This is a genomic window from Bradyrhizobium manausense (assembly GCF_018130615.1).
Classification (GTDB): domain Bacteria; phylum Pseudomonadota; class Alphaproteobacteria; order Rhizobiales; family Xanthobacteraceae; genus Bradyrhizobium; species Bradyrhizobium manausense_A.
Genome location: NZ_JAFCKB010000001.1, coordinates 699,174 through 713,230, shown reverse-complemented (window position 1 = coordinate 713,230; position 14,057 = coordinate 699,174). Strand labels below are relative to the sequence as shown.

Below are 14,057 nucleotides of genomic sequence, written 5' to 3'. Positions count from 1 at the left end.
GCTTTGCCCACCCTACGGCAGTTGAGGGAGTGGCCAAGTGACTTTCGTCGCGCGTCATGCGCTGTGGTCGGATGAACAGAAGGACGCGGCCGCGCGCATGCGCCGTCTCGTCGAGGACAGGAATCTCGAGGTCATCCGCCTCGCCTTTCCCGACCAGCACGGCATCTTGCGTGGCAAGACCATCATCGCCTCCGAAGCGATTGCGTCGTTGGAGAACGGCTGCTCCATCACTACCACCATGCTCGCCAAGGACACCTCGCACCGCACGGTGTTTCCGGTGTTCACCGCGGGCGGCGGCTTCGGCATGAAGGAGATGGAGGGTGCGGCCGACGTGCTGATGGTCGCCGATCCCACCACGTTTCGCGTCTTGCCGTGGGCGCCGGCGACCGGCTGGGTGCTGTGCGACCTCTATTTCAATGACGGCCGCCCGGTGCCGTTCGCGACGCGCGGGCTCTATCGCAAGGTGCTCGACGAGCTCGGCCGCCACGGCCACGATTTTGTTGCGGGCCTCGAGGTCGAATTCCACATCTTCAAGCTCGACGACCCCCATATGCGCCCCGAGGACGCCGGCCAACCGGGCACCCCGCCCTCGGTGAGCCTGCTGTCTCACGGCTATCAATATCTCACCGAGCAGCGCTTCGATCAGATGGAGCCGGTGCTGGAGATCCTGCGCCGCGATATCGTCGCGCTCGGGCTGCCGCTGCGCTCGGTCGAGGTGGAGTTTGGACCGAGCCAGTGCGAATTCACCTTCGCGCCGAAGAAGGGCCTCGAGCCCGCAGACAATATGGTGCTGTTTCGCTCCGCCGTGAAGCAGATCGCGCACCGCCACGGCTATCACGCCACCTTCATGTGCCGGCCAAAGCTACCGAACCTGTTCGCGAGCGGCTGGCACCTGCATCAATCGATCGTCTCGCGCGCGAGCGGTGACAATCTTTTCATGGCGAAAGAGGCCGGCCAGCCGCTCAGCGAATTTGGCCGCGCCTATCTCGCCGGCCTGCTCGATCACGCCCGTGCGGCCACCGTGTTCACGACGCCGACCATCAATGGCTACAAGCGCTACCGCTCCTATTCGCTGGCGCCCGACCGCGCGATCTGGGGCCGCGACAATCGCGGCGTGATGATCCGCGTGCTCGGCGGCGCCGGCGATGCCGCCACCCGCCTGGAAAACCGGGTCGGGGAGCCCGCCGCCAATCCCTATCTCTACATGGCCGCGCAGATCCTCGCCGGCCTCGACGGCGTCGACCGCAAGCTCGATCCCGGCCCCTCGGCCGACACGCCCTACGAGACCAAGGCCCCGCTGCTGCCGAAGTCGTTGCGGGATGCGGTCTCCGCGCTGAAGGACGATCCGTTCTTCCGCGAAAAGTTCGGCGCGGAGTTCGTGGACTATTACACCCACATCAAGAACGCCGAGATCGACCGCTTCCTGGCGGAGGTGACCGACTGGGAGCATCGCGAATATTTTGAGATGTTTTGAGGGAGACCGCCTCACGGCGCTGTGAGGCGACTTCATGCCATCTGTTCCGACGACATCACGCCGGTCTTCGACGAAGCCATTTTCCTGCGCCACGAAAACCGCGTGAAAGGCGCGAGGTTTATTGTTGTCTCCCATGATCAACAGTGGAGTTCGATCATGTTGGGTCAATTGTTCAGCCTGATCTATCGCCTGTCCTGCCGGGCTACCCTGCTTGAGATCGGCACCCACCGCCTCGCCCGCTGACGGCGCGCAAGTCAGGTCAGACGGACTGACCAAAGGGAGGGTTTCCATGCGCAAGCTGATCCTGATCGCGACGTTGTCGCTGCTGGCAGGTCAAGCCTATGCCGGCGGTTCACGCAGCCTGAGCCTGGCTGCAACCAACGCGAGCCAGGCGACCGAGCAGCCGGCAACTCAGGCCCCGCCGCAAGCAACGCAGGCTCCGACCACAACGCCGCAGGCGAATGTCCAGACGGCGACCACCACACCAGCGTCAAGCCAGCCGGCAGTTCCAGCACAAGCCGCAACAGTGCCGGCCGCAACGCCCGCGCAGACCGCCAAGCCGAAGCACCGCCAGCCGTCCACCGCGGCACGCGTGATCCGCGAATTGCATCGGCACGGTATTTATTGGTGAGAGACCGGTGTCGTCCTGGCGAAAGCCAGGACCGATTACCCCATGGAGAGGTTTGGGGACGACCGGTCGTTCGCGACTGATTGCGGCTGCAACCGATAGATCACGCGGTGGGTCCTGGCTTACGCCAGGACGACGGCGCGTTCGCGGCACGGACCTTTCCGCGCCTCACGCCGCCTCAAATCCCCAAATATTTGTGCTGCAGATCCGGCTCGGCCATCAGCTCGTTCGACGTGCCGCTCCACACCGTCTTGCCGCGCTCGATGATGAAGTGGCGATCGCAGATGCGGGCGAGGTGGTCGACGTTCTTGTCGACGACCAGGATCGATTGGCCCCGGCTTTTCAGCAACGACAGGCAATTCCAGATCTCTTCGCGGATCAACGGCGCGAGACCCTCGGTGGCTTCGTCCAGAATCAGGAGTTTCGGGTTGGTCATCAGCGCGCGGCCGATGGCGAGCATCTGCTGTTCGCCGCCGGAGAGCTGATTGCCCATGTTGGCGGCGCGCTCGGCGAGGCGCGGGAACAGCACGTAGATTGCGGCGAGCGTCCAGGGATTGGCGCTATCAAAGCGGTCGGCGGCGGCCGCGACGAGATTCTCGCGCACGGTGAGGTTCGGAAAGATCTGGCGGCCCTCGGGCACGAGGCCGATGCCGAGCTTGGCGATGCGGTACGACGGCAGCTGCCGGACCTCCGTACCCGCAAAGCGGATGCTGCCGGCGCGTGCCGGCGTCAGGCCCATGATCGAGCGGATCGTCGTGGTCTTGCCCATGCCGTTGCGGCCCATCAGCGAGACCATCTCGCCCGGCCTGATCGACAGGGACAGGCCGAACAGCACTTGGCTGAGACCGTAACAGGTCTCGATGCCGTCGACGTCGAGCAGCGTATCAGCCATGGTGCGTCACCACATGCTGGTCGCCGAGATAGGCGCGCTTGACGTCCTCGTTGGCGCGGATCGCCGCGGGATCTCCGGACGCGATGACGCGGCCATAGACCAGCACCGAGATGCGGTCGGCGAGCGCGAACACCGCCGGCATGTCGTGCTCGACCAGCACGATCGAGACTTCTCTCCGCAGCTCCTGCAGCAGCTTCACCATGCCCTGCGATTCGGTGACGCCGAGCCCGGCCATCGGCTCGTCGAGCAGCAGCAGCTTCGGCTTGCTGGCGAGCGCGACCGCAAGCTCGATCTGGCGCCGCTCGCCATGGCTGAGCTTCGACACCAGAACATCGGCGCGATGAGCCAGACCGACGCGGTCGAGCGCGGCGTGCGCGGCATCGCGCAGGCCCTTCTCCTTCCGCGCATTGGCGAAAAAGCGGAATGAGTGACCTGCATGCGCCTGCGCCGCCAGCGCGACATTGTCGGCGGCGGTGAAGTCGAGCAGCAGCGAGGTGATCTGGAATGAGCGGGCGAGGCCCAGCGCGCAGCGGCGATAGGCCGGCAGATAAGTGATGTCCCGTCCGCCCAGCGAGACGCTGCCGGAATGCGGTTCGAGGTGCCCGGTAAGCTGGCTGATCAGCGTGGTCTTGCCGGCGCCGTTCGGACCGATGATGGCGTGCAACTCGCCGGCCGCGACGTCGAGCGAGACGTTGTCCGTCGCGACGATGCCGCCGAAACGGCGCACCAGCTTTTCGACGCGGAGCAGCGGTTCAGCCACGATTGAGCCTCCCCAGAAGGCCCATGATGCCGCCGCGGCCGAACAGCACGATCAGCAGCAACAGCGGGCCCATGATCAGTGCCCAATATTCGGTGATCTGCGACAGAAACTCTTCCAGCAGCAGATAGACCACCGCACCCATGACGGGGCCGAACAGCGTGCCCATGCCGCCGAGAATCACCATCACCATGAGGTCACCGGAGCGGGTCCAGTACATCACGGCCGGGCTGACGAAATCGGTATTGTTGGCGAGCAGCGCGCCGGCGAGGCCGCACATGGTGCCTGATATGACGAAGCAGACGAGCTGGTAGCGCTTGGCGGGAAAGCCGATCGCCTGCATACGCTGCTCGTTGGAGCGCAGGCCCTGCACGACGAGGCCGAAGCGCGAATTGACGATGCGCCAGATCAGGAAGATCACGCCGAACAGACAGGCAAGGCAGAGATAATAAAACTGCGTGCGGTTCGACAGGTTGATCAGGCCGGAGAAGTCGCTCCGCTTGTAGACGGTCAGGCCGTCATCGCCGCCGTAGCGCGCAAGGCCCGAGGCGACGTAATAAGCCATCTGCGCGAAGGCCAGCGTGATCATGATGAAATAGACGCCACGCGTTCGCAGCGAGAGCGCGCCGATCACCAGCGCGTAAATTGCAGAGGCCGCGAGCGCGACCGGGAACTGGATGAAGCCGCTTCCGACACCTTCCTGCGCGAGCATGCCGACGGCGTAGCCGCCGATGCCGAGATAGGCGGCGTGACCAAAGCTCATCATGCCGCCAAACCCCATGATGAGGTTGAGGCTCGCCGCCGCCAGCGCCAGGATGACGATGCGGGTGAACAGCGTCAGGATGAAGATGTTGCCGGACAGATAGGAATAGAGCGGCAGCAGCACGAGGCCCGCCAGCATCACGGCCGTGACGGCCTTGCTTACCGAGAAAGTCTTCATCGACGGTTGGCCGGAAACAGCCCCTCCGGCCGCACCACCAGCACGATCGCCATCAGCAGATAGATGAGCATGGACGACAGCGCGGGCGCGGCAGTGGAGGCCGCGGCACCGCTCAGCACCTGCCGCAACAGGTTGGGCAGGAAGGCGCGGCCGAGCGTGTCGATCATGCCGACGAAGATCGCGGCGAGGAAGGCGCCACGGATCGAGCCGATGCCGCCGATCACGATGATGACGAAGGCGAGGATCAGGATGTTCTCACCCATGCCGATCTGCACGGTGAGGATCGGCGCCTGCATCAGGCCGGCCAATCCTGCGAGCGCGGCGCCAAGCCCGAACACCAACGTGTAGAGCAGCTTGATGTTGATTCCGAGCGCGCCGATCATCTCGCGGTTGGAGGCGCCGGCGCGGATCAGCATACCGATGCGGGTGCGCATCACGCCGAGATAGAGCAGCAGCGCAACCAGCAGCGCGACGATGATGATCGCAAGCCGATAGGCGGGATAGTGAATGCCGGGCAGGATCGGCACCGGCACGGTGAGCCAGGCCGGGAGCGGCAGCGCCAGGCCCGCCGGGCCCCAGATCAGCCGCACAGCCTCGTTGAAGAACAGGATCAGGCCGAAGGTCGCGAGCACATGGTCGAGATGGTCGCGGCCGTAGAGATGCCGCAGCGCACTCATCTCCAGCACGATGCCAAGCACGAGGGTCGCACTGAGCGCCAGCAGTGCGCCGAGCAGGAAGCTCCCGGTCCACGCGGCGAAGGTCGCGGCGAAATAGGCGCCCATCATATAGAGCGAGCCGTGCGCGAGGTTGACGAGATCCATGATCCCGAACACCAGCGTCAGGCCGGCGGCGAGCAGGAACAGCAGCAGGCCGAATTGCAATCCGTTCAAGAACTGTTCGACAACGAGCAGCATCAAGACTCTTTCAGGCGCACACGCACACGCGCCGATGTTCGAACACAGTCGCCATCAGTGAAAGAGCTCCCCCCGCCTCTTCAAGGCGGAAAAATGGGTAATGGCAGTATCGTTCCGAGGCAAGAGCGATTCGACATTGAACATGCACTTTGTTGCATGCCGGTGCATGCGCTCGAAATCACCCTTGTAAATTCGTCCCTGCAGAACCCGCCCGGCAAAGGCTCCGCACAGGGTGAGGCAGCCTGCCGCACCCAAACGATAACCCTCCCCCCGTTTTCCAGGGAGAGGGGTGCGCGCGAGGCCCGGATGAAAGGGCGACGTCTAGTGCGACGTGACCTGGTGGGGAAAATCGTCCGGCTCGTTGAGTTCGCTGTTGGCCGTCGAGGCCTCCAGCGCCGCCATCCGGAACAGGTAGGCCAGCGTTGCCAGCCCGGTATCTTCGGCCATCTGCGCCAGCTCGAGCGCCATGTCGGACATGTAGCCGAGATTCTCGTCCTTGGTTTCCGCCATGATCTGGCTGTCCCGCATCATATTCGACATTTCAGGCGCTCTTTCGTTGCGCGGCTGTGCGGCCGCAGAGGTTGGCACGGGCGAGGCAATCGAGACGGGGTCCGTCCTGATGGACGACGTTCTTCATCCCGATACGGTCGCGCACGATGTTCAGCGATTCCTGGCGGACCTCGATGGTCGCGGCCATGGTCCAGGAGTCCTCGATCAAGGCCGGCAATCCCAGCGGCGTGACGACAAAGCCGATGTCTTGAAAACGGGGCAGCCACCATGTCTCCATGACAAGGCAAAGCCGCTCGATGCCCTGATCGAGGCAGAACTCCTGCGCCGCCGCCATCAGTTGCAGATTGAACGCGCCATCACGGCGCTCGCGCGTCACGAAGAAGCGCGACCACTCCCAGACCTGCGGGTCTACCGGACAGCCACGCACCGCGGCGAGATGGGGGAACACGTCGCTCATCATGGTCGGCTTGGTGGTCGGATACAGGCGCGAGCCACCGAGCACGCGGCGGTTCTCGAGGGCCAGCAAATAGATCGCGTCCTCATTGTCGTAGGCATCGATCTCGCGGCTGTCGGGCTTGCGCAGCCCCTCCCATTTCCGCTCTTCGACGAAAATCTCGTGACGTACCCGGAAATGCTGCTCGAGGACATCCTCGTAGAGGTGCCGGTTGACGGCAGAAATCACATGAATCATGAACTCCCCCATAGTTTGAAATGGGGGCAGCCTCAGCGAAAAAGGCCAAATCGACTATTGGGAAATTTCCCAGTAGGCGACGATTTCAGGGATTGATGATTCTTTGGCGGATCGCGATCGCGACCGCATGCGTCCGGTTGACGGCGCCGAGCTTGCGCGCAGCGGTTGCAAGATGCTCTTCCGCGGTGCGCTGCGTGATGTTCAGAATCTCGCCGATTTCCCAGGCCGACTTGCCCTGCGACGCCCAGGCGATCACCTCGCGCTCGCGCGGGGTCAAGCGTGCCGACGGATGCGGCGACGGTGCAAGCAAACGACGAATGTGATCGAAGCCGTACATCGCGATCAGATGCAGGGCCGGCTTGCTGCGGACGTTGAGATCGAGATGAACGCCGCCGAGCGAGACACCGGCCTCATACCCGGTCAAGCCGTGGATCGGCACGACAAAGCCGCGCGACATGCGGAAATCGACAGCGCGCCGCATCACCTCCACCGCACCCGGCTCGAACTCCGCGTCATAGGGCGCTTCCGACCATTCGAACGGATTGACCGTCTGGCGGCACTTCCGAATCACGGGATCGACGCGATCGTAGCTCTTTTCGGTATAGAGGCTGAACCATTCGGCCGGCCATTTCTTGGCCAGCACCATCTGGGAAAAGCGCTGATCGGGATTCGGCAATCCGGTGACGATGATGTGCTCGAAGCCATAGCGGCCAAAGGTGATGGCGAGCGCATCCATCGCATCCGGAACCCTGTCATAGGCTCCCAGCCCTTCGATGAAGTCCAGCGCTTCGCGGCCATAATCCACGGCGGACATTGGTGCGTTTCCTGCCTCCTCGCCGCTCGATATAGCACGTCTTGGGCGGCCGCCTCAATTCACTGCATCCGTAATTTCCCGGTGTGGCACTCGCACCGAAGATTTAATCTACTTGTGGAGGAAGTGACGCCCAGTTACACCCAACGCTTCTAGAGCGGGAAAACCACGATGGAAGATGAGAACATCGCGCTCAACAGCGTGCTTGGCCTGGAATTGAACCGCGTGTTTTTCGCCGTCCGCGATACGGCAAACAAGCAGAAGATCATCGAGTTCGCGCGCGACGTGCTGCAAAGCGAACGCCCGAAGCTCGTCGACAGCGTCTCGCCGGAAAAACCCGCGGGCTAGCCGCGCAGGTCGCAGCGGATACCCCCCCGATGCAGCCGATTGTGCAACGATGCCCTTCGTTTTGAGCGCGCTGACCTTGGTTGAAACAATCTGACTGCGACGTTGCCCATCCTTTCCCACTTCGATCAGAGCCCACTTGCCGCTGGATGACATCACGGTTGTCGTGAGATGATCGCCGCCACGATCGTCTTTCGGATGCCAAGACCATGATGACCCTGCGCCAGGTTGAAGTGATCCGTGCCGTGATGGTGACGGGCACCATTGGCGGCGCGGCAAAGCTGTTGAACGTATCGGCACCGGGGATCAGCCGGCTTGTCAAATACACCGAGCGCTCGCTCGGCATCCGCTTCTTCCAGCGCCAGAACGGCCGCTACTTCCCGACGCCGGAAGCCGAGAACATTTTCGAGCAGATCAACGGCGTCTACAAGAAGGTCGACGATCTCTCCGAGATCATCTCCAAGATCGGCCGCGGCGGATTGTCGGAGCTGCGCATCGGCTCGGTGCCCAGCATCTCGCAGGTGATGGTGCCGCGCGCGATCGAGCGGGTCCGCCGCCGCTATCCCGATCTCGGCATCGACATCAACATCCTCAAGCTCGAGGAAGCGATCGACTATCTGATGCTCGGCCGCGGCGAGTGCGTGGCGATGAGCTACCGGCTCGAGCACTCCGGGCTCGACTTCATGCCGCTCGCCTCTGGCGAGCTCTATTGCATCGTGCCGCCGGGCCACGAGCTCGCCGGGCGCAAGCAGGTCTCGGCCGCCGAGATCACCCGCTACCCGCTGATCGGCATCGATCCCAACGACCCCTATGGCCGGATCATGGCCGAGATTTTTGCGCGCAACCGGCTGGAGTACAACATCACCATCCGCGCGCGCTTCGGCACCACGGTCTGCGCGCTGGTGAAGGCCGGGCTCGGCATCGCCATCATCGACCAGTTCACGGTCGCCCATGGCGGCTATCCCGGGATCGAGCTGATCAAGATCACCGAACCGACCCGGTTCGACACCTACATCGCGGTCAAGCGCGGCGCGCCGCTGTCGCTCCATGTCGAGCATTTCATCGAGGCCCTGCGCGCCGAGATGCGCGCGGTCGAACCGTCCCGCGGCCCCGGCAAGGCCGCCGCAGCGCGCGGACGGAGGAAATAACATAATGTTAGGTTTGTCGGATAAATGAGTAATTGTGTTAGGCAGGGGAATGACTATCGTCCCTCTTGGAATTGCGCGGATTTCTCCGCTAATGGCCGGACATCAACGCGCCCCAAAAGCCTATCAAGAGACGATAGTGGATCATGTCTAGCCGCGCCCCCGCTGCCCCCAAAAAGCTCCTGACCGGCCTGATCGGTGCGCCGATCGCTCATTCCGCCTCTCCCGCCATGCACGAGCGCGCCGCCGAGGCTCTCGGACTGCGCGGCCATTATCAGCTCATCGAGGTCGCCGGCGCCGATGCGACCGGGCTGAGGATGATGCTCGAAGGCGTGCGGCGGCTCGGCTTTGCCGGTGTCAACGTCACCTTTCCCTACAAGGAGGCGGTGGTACCGCTGCTCGACGCGCTGGCGCCGGGCGCGGCCGCCATGGGCGCGGTCAACACCGTGGTCGTGAAGGACGGCCGGCTGATCGGCCACAATACCGACACCACGGGCTTTGCCCGTGCGGTATCACCGCTGCTGACGCCATCAGGCAACGCGGTGGCGGTGATCGGCGCCGGCGGCGTCGGCAAGGCGATCGCCTTTGCCCTGGCGGACCGAAAAGTTTCCGACATCCGCATCTTCGACAGTGAGCCGGCGCGGGCCGAAAGGCTTGCCTCGCTCCTGAACGCCACAGGCGCAAGAGTCGTAACCAGCGTCGAGAGCGCGCTGGATGGCGCCACCGGCCTCGTCAACGGCACGCCGGTCGGCATGCTGCCGAACCGCAACACGCCGGTGCCGCCGGCGCTGCTTCGTGCAGACCTGTGGGTCGCGGATGCCGTCTATTCGCCGCTGATCACGCCGCTCCTTGCCGCAGCGCAAGAGAAGGGCGCGCGCGTCATGACCGGCCGGGAGCTTGCAATCTACCAAGCCGCCGACGCCTTCGAATTGTTCACCGGCCTTGCCCCGTCGACCGAAGTCATGGGAGAGGCTTTTGACGCCGTGATGGCTGCGCGCAGCGCCGCCTATCAGGCAGCTTGAGGCGAAGCGGCCGGACACAAGGCCGCTTGCAAAATTGAAACGGGAGGAGAGGACGATGAAATCAACGCTACTGGTGGGCGCGCTGCTCACTGCAATCACGACGACGGGCGCCTTCGCACAGGCGATCAAGCTCGCCGACGTCGCCGAGCTCTCTGGCGGCGGCGCCACCGTCGGCACCAACTGGAAGAACGGCATCGATCTCGCGATCGAGGAGATCAACGCCAAGGGCGGCGTGCTCGGCCGCAAGCTTGAAGTCACCCATGCCGACTCGCAGTCCAATCCCGGCGTCGCCCGCGCGCAGGTGCAAAAAGCACTCGACGCAGAACCCTATGTGCTGCTCGGGCCCGGCTATTCCGGATCCGTGAAGGTCACCGCGCCGCTCGCAGCCGAAGCCGGTATCGCGCAGATCATGGGCGGCGAAGCTGCCGAACTGACGCAGGCCGGCAACAAGTTCCTGTTCCGCACCTCGTTCGGCCAGCAATCCTCGATGCCGAAGGTGGCAAAGTACATCCACGACGACATGAAGGCGAAGTCGGTCGCGGTGGTCTGGGTCAACAACGATTTCGGTCGCGGCGGACGCGACGTCGTCATCAAGGAGCTCGAGCGGCTCGGCTCCAAGGTCGTCGCCGACCTCTCCACTGAGGCGGGCCAGGCCGATTTCGCCGCCGACGTCGGCAAGATCAAGGCTGCCAATCCCGACGCCGTCTTCGTCTATCTCAACGAGGAAGAGAGCGCGCGCATCCTGAAGGAGCTGAAGCGCCAGGGCGTCACCGCACCGCTGATGGGCGAGACCACGCTGATCGGCCAAAAGGTGATCGAGCTCGCCGGCGACGCCGCCAACGGCGCCCGCGGCCATGTCGGTCTCACCACGGATGCCCCAGTCGACCTGATCAAGGGTTTCCGCGACCGCTTCTCGAAGAAGTACAACTATGTCCCCGACCATAACGGCCTGAAGGGCTACCTCGCCGTCTACATGGTGAAGGCCACCACCGAGAAGATGGGCAAGGTCGATCCCAAAGCCTTCGCCGACACGCTCCACGGCTTGACGATCAAGGCCGCGGATGAGCCGGGCATTTTGATGGACGTCACCTTCGATGCGAACGGCGACATCGATCGCCAGAGCTTTCTGGTCGAGGTCGTCGAAGGCAAGCAGGTCGTGAAGCAGGTGCTGCCGAAGATGAAGTGAGGCGTTCTTCGCCTCTCCTCGCAGGCGGGGAGAGGCCGGAATTTGCAAAGCAAATTCCGGGTGAGGGGGAGCCTCACCCCGACCCTCTCCCCGCAAGCGGGGAGAGGGAGAAGAAAGAGGGGAAAATGTCCAATCTGTTCGATCTTCTGGTCGCGGGACTGGCCACCGGCGCGATCTATGCGCTGGTCGCGGTCGGCTTCACGTTGCTGTGGCAGACCTCGCAGACCATCAATTTCGCGCAAGGCGAGTTCGTGATGCTGCCGGCATTCCTGATGCTGGCGGCGATGCATGTCGGCGCGCCGTTCTGGCTCGCGATCATCCTCGGCATTCTGCTGTCGATGATCCTGCTGGGCCTCGCCTTCAAGATGCTGCTGGTCGACCCGATGATGCGCCATGGTGTTCTGCCGCTGGCGATCGCGACCATGGCGCTCGCGATCGGCATCAAGGAGGCCGTCAAGCAGTTCTTCAGCGCAGAGGCTTCGCCCTTCCCGTCGATCGTGCCGACCGGTGACATCTCCGTGCTCGGCCACGCCGTCTCGCTGCAAAGCATCGGCGTCCTGGTCGTTGCCATCCTTGCCGTATTCGGCCTGACCACGCTCCTGAACCGCACTTCACTCGGCCACCAGATGCAGGCGGCAGCCCAGAACCCGACGGTGGCGCGCATCATCGGCGTGCCCGTCGAGCGCATGATCCTGCTCACCTTCCTGATCAACGCCTTCCTGGTCGCGCTGGCTTCGCTGCTGATCACGCCGATCTATCTGGCAAAATTCTCCTCCGGCGAGGTGCTTGGCCAGGCGGCCTTCATCGCGGCGATCGTCGGCGGCTTCAACCAGGTCCGCGGCGCGATCGCCGGCGGCCTTCTGATCGGCGTGCTGGACAATCTCGCGGCCTCCTATGTCTCGACGCAGTATCGCGCCGCGGTGCCGCTGATCTTCCTGATCGTCGTCATCCTGTTCCGGCCGCAAGGACTGCTCGGCCGCGCCGAGGAGCGCACGGTATGAGCGGCTTCGCCAAACCCCTGAAGATCGCGCTCGGCCTCATCGTCATTGCCGGCCTGATCGTCGTCCCCATGAACTTCAACCGCTACGGCCTGTTCATCCTGAGCCAGTGGGCGGTGATGACGATTGCCGCGATGGGGCTCAACCTCACGCTCGGCTATGCCGGACAGGTCTCGCTGGCGCAGGGCGCGTTCGTCGGCATCGGCGCCTATGCGGCGGCGATCATGACGACGCATGGCTGGCCGCTGCCGGCAGCGATTGCGGCTGCGATCGTGCTCAGCTTCGCAGTCGGCTGGGTGCTCGGCTATCCCGCGCTGCGCGTGCAGCATCATTACCTTGCCTTCGTCACGCTGGCGTTCTCGACGCTGGCCTTTTTGGTGTTCCGCAACGAGAGCTGGCTCACGGGCGGCATCTACGGCATCTCCAACATTCCGCGGCCGCACGTCTTCGGCATCGCGACCAACAAGCCGCTGCCATTCTATTATGTCTGCCTCGGATCGCTCGCGATCGTCTCGGTCGCGGTGTGGTGGCTGATCCGATCGCCTTGGGGACGCGCCTTCATGGCGCTGCGCGAGAATCCGCTGCGTGCGCAGTCACTCGGCATCGACACCCGCCGCTACACGCTGATGGCCTTTGCGATCGGCTCGGCGCTCGGCGGCGTGGCCGGCGCGCTCTATGCGCCGCTGACGCAATATATCGACCCCGTTCCCTTCAACCTGTCGCTCTCACTCGACCTCCTGATGATGGTGATCGTCGGCGGCGCCGGCTTCTATTTCGGCCCGTTCCTGGGAGCGATGATCGCGGTGCTGCTGCCGGAATGGCTGCGCTTCACGGAGGGCTATTATCTGATGCTCTATGCGATCGCGGTGATGGCATTGCTGATCTGGTCGCCGACCGGCATCCTGGGAATTCTCGACCGCTACATGGCCGCACGGCGCACCAAGGCAGCCTCAGCGCTGCGCGCCGTTGCCAAGTCCCGCCTGGAGACGGCGCAATGAGTGCGGTGCTCGAAGTCACAAATATCAAGAAGAACTTTGGCGGCATCAGCGCCGTCGACGGCGTCTCGTTCGACGTCCACGAGGGCGAGATCCTCGGCCTGATCGGCCCGAACGGCTGCGGCAAGTCGACCCTGTTCAACTGCATCCTCGGCCAGCTCACGCCGTCAGGCGGCGAGGTCAAGCTCGACGGCAAGGTCGTCACCGGCTTGCGCCCCTCCGAGCTCAACAAGCTCGGCGTCAGCCGTACTTTCCAACTCTTGCAGGTGTTTCCAAAACTCTCGGTGCGCGAGAACCTGATCCTCGCCGGCCAGGAGCATCAGGGCAACATGGCCTCGCGCCTGGTCGGCCGCTCCGATGCCGGACTGACCGACGCGGCCAACCAGATGATCGGTTTTTTCAAGCTCGACCACCTCGCAGCCGAGCCCGCCGGCGGCCTCTCCTACGGACAGCAAAAGCTGCTCGATGCCGCCATGGCCTTCATGGGCGGGCCGCGACTGGTGCTGCTCGACGAGCCCGCCGGCGGCGTCAACCCGACGATGCTGTCTGACCTCAAGGAGCGGCTGGTCGCGATCAACCGCGAGAAGAACGCGACCTTCGTCGTGATCGAGCACAACATGGAGTTCGTGATGTCGCTGTGCTCACGCGTGATGGTGATGGCGGAAGGCAAGGTGCTGGCGATGGGCCGGCCGGACGAGGTGCGCAAGAACCCCGCCGTGATCGAAGCCTATCTCGGACATTGAGGTGCA

General features: G+C 63.8%; 17 protein-coding genes. 10 read left to right on the top strand and 7 right to left on the bottom strand.

Annotated features, from left to right (window positions below; all coding sequences use genetic code 11):
• Window positions 1–37: 37 nt before the first annotated feature.
• The 3 genes from JQ587_RS03315 to JQ587_RS03305 are packed head-to-tail and all read left to right on the top strand — an operon-like array spanning window position 38 to window position 2,105.
• Window positions 38–1,474 carry a glutamine synthetase family protein gene (locus JQ587_RS03315; RefSeq protein ID WP_212424392.1) on the top strand — a complete coding sequence of 479 codons (1,437 nt, stop codon included), beginning with the start codon at window positions 38–40 and terminating at the stop codon, window positions 1,472–1,474.
• Between the two features lie 21 nt (window positions 1,475–1,495).
• The gene (locus tag JQ587_RS03310) at window positions 1,496–1,717 is read left to right on the top strand and encodes a hypothetical protein (protein WP_212303407.1); all 222 of its coding nucleotides are present in this window, start codon (window positions 1,496–1,498) and stop codon (window positions 1,715–1,717) included.
• Window positions 1,718–1,763: 46 nt separating this feature from the next.
• Window positions 1,764–2,105 (top strand): hypothetical protein, encoded by a 342-nt coding sequence (locus JQ587_RS03305; RefSeq protein WP_212424391.1) that lies wholly within the window; start codon window positions 1,764–1,766, stop codon window positions 2,103–2,105.
• Between the two features lie 175 nt (window positions 2,106–2,280).
• Here JQ587_RS03305 and JQ587_RS03300 read toward each other — a convergent pair whose 3' ends face one another.
• From JQ587_RS03300 to JQ587_RS03270, 7 genes are all read right to left on the bottom strand, one after another.
• Window positions 2,281–2,994 (bottom strand): ABC transporter ATP-binding protein, encoded by a 714-nt coding sequence (locus JQ587_RS03300; RefSeq protein ID WP_212303405.1) that lies wholly within the window; start codon window positions 2,992–2,994, stop codon window positions 2,281–2,283.
• Entirely contained in the window at window positions 2,987–3,754 is a 768-nt protein-coding gene (locus tag JQ587_RS03295; protein ID WP_212303404.1) for an ABC transporter ATP-binding protein, read from the bottom strand. The genes JQ587_RS03300 and JQ587_RS03295 overlap by 8 nt, the downstream gene beginning before the upstream one ends.
• A complete protein-coding gene (locus tag JQ587_RS03290; protein WP_212303403.1) occupies window positions 3,747–4,691 on the bottom strand; it encodes a branched-chain amino acid ABC transporter permease in 945 nt (314 codons plus the stop codon). The genes JQ587_RS03295 and JQ587_RS03290 overlap by 8 nt, the downstream gene beginning before the upstream one ends.
• Complete coding sequence (locus JQ587_RS03285; protein ID WP_212424390.1) at window positions 4,688–5,605, bottom strand: branched-chain amino acid ABC transporter permease; 918 nt, start codon at window positions 5,603–5,605, stop codon at window positions 4,688–4,690. The genes JQ587_RS03290 and JQ587_RS03285 overlap by 4 nt, the downstream gene beginning before the upstream one ends.
• Before the next feature lie 321 nt (window positions 5,606–5,926).
• Window positions 5,927–6,145 (bottom strand): hypothetical protein, encoded by a 219-nt coding sequence (locus JQ587_RS03280; RefSeq protein ID WP_212303402.1) that lies wholly within the window; start codon window positions 6,143–6,145, stop codon window positions 5,927–5,929.
• Between the two features lies 1 nt (window position 6,146).
• Complete coding sequence (locus JQ587_RS03275; protein ID WP_212424389.1) at window positions 6,147–6,806, bottom strand: acyl-homoserine-lactone synthase; 660 nt, start codon at window positions 6,804–6,806, stop codon at window positions 6,147–6,149.
• An 85-nt stretch (window positions 6,807–6,891) separates the two neighbouring features.
• Entirely contained in the window at window positions 6,892–7,620 is a 729-nt protein-coding gene (locus JQ587_RS03270) for a LuxR family transcriptional regulator (RefSeq protein ID WP_212424388.1), read from the bottom strand.
• Between the two features lie 168 nt (window positions 7,621–7,788).
• Here JQ587_RS03270 and JQ587_RS03265 point away from each other — a divergent pair, with 168 nt between their 5' ends.
• The 7 genes from JQ587_RS03265 to JQ587_RS03235 all read left to right on the top strand — a co-directional run bounded on the left by JQ587_RS03265 (window position 7,789) and on the right by JQ587_RS03235 (window position 14,051).
• Window positions 7,789–7,965: a hypothetical protein gene (locus JQ587_RS03265; protein WP_212303399.1), complete on the top strand. Its 177-nt coding sequence runs from the start codon at window positions 7,789–7,791 to the stop codon at window positions 7,963–7,965.
• Window positions 7,966–8,171: 206 nt separating this feature from the next.
• Window positions 8,172–9,110: a LysR family transcriptional regulator gene (locus JQ587_RS03260; protein ID WP_212303398.1), complete on the top strand. Its 939-nt coding sequence runs from the start codon at window positions 8,172–8,174 to the stop codon at window positions 9,108–9,110.
• Between the two features lie 143 nt (window positions 9,111–9,253).
• Window positions 9,254–10,129 carry a shikimate dehydrogenase gene (locus JQ587_RS03255; RefSeq protein ID WP_212424387.1) on the top strand — a complete coding sequence of 292 codons (876 nt, stop codon included), beginning with the start codon at window positions 9,254–9,256 and terminating at the stop codon, window positions 10,127–10,129.
• Window positions 10,130–10,184: 55 nt separating this feature from the next.
• Window positions 10,185–11,315 carry an ABC transporter substrate-binding protein gene (locus JQ587_RS03250; RefSeq protein ID WP_212303396.1) on the top strand — a complete coding sequence of 377 codons (1,131 nt, stop codon included), beginning with the start codon at window positions 10,185–10,187 and terminating at the stop codon, window positions 11,313–11,315.
• 125 nt (window positions 11,316–11,440) lie between these two features.
• Entirely contained in the window at window positions 11,441–12,316 is an 876-nt protein-coding gene (locus JQ587_RS03245) for a branched-chain amino acid ABC transporter permease (RefSeq protein WP_212303395.1), read from the top strand.
• The gene (locus JQ587_RS03240; RefSeq protein WP_212424386.1) at window positions 12,313–13,311 is read left to right on the top strand and encodes a branched-chain amino acid ABC transporter permease; all 999 of its coding nucleotides are present in this window, start codon (window positions 12,313–12,315) and stop codon (window positions 13,309–13,311) included. Before JQ587_RS03245 ends, JQ587_RS03240 begins: the two co-directional genes overlap by 4 nt.
• A complete protein-coding gene (locus JQ587_RS03235) occupies window positions 13,308–14,051 on the top strand; it encodes an ABC transporter ATP-binding protein (RefSeq protein ID WP_212424385.1) in 744 nt (247 codons plus the stop codon). The genes JQ587_RS03240 and JQ587_RS03235 overlap by 4 nt, the downstream gene beginning before the upstream one ends.
• Window positions 14,052–14,057 lie beyond the last annotated feature (6 nt).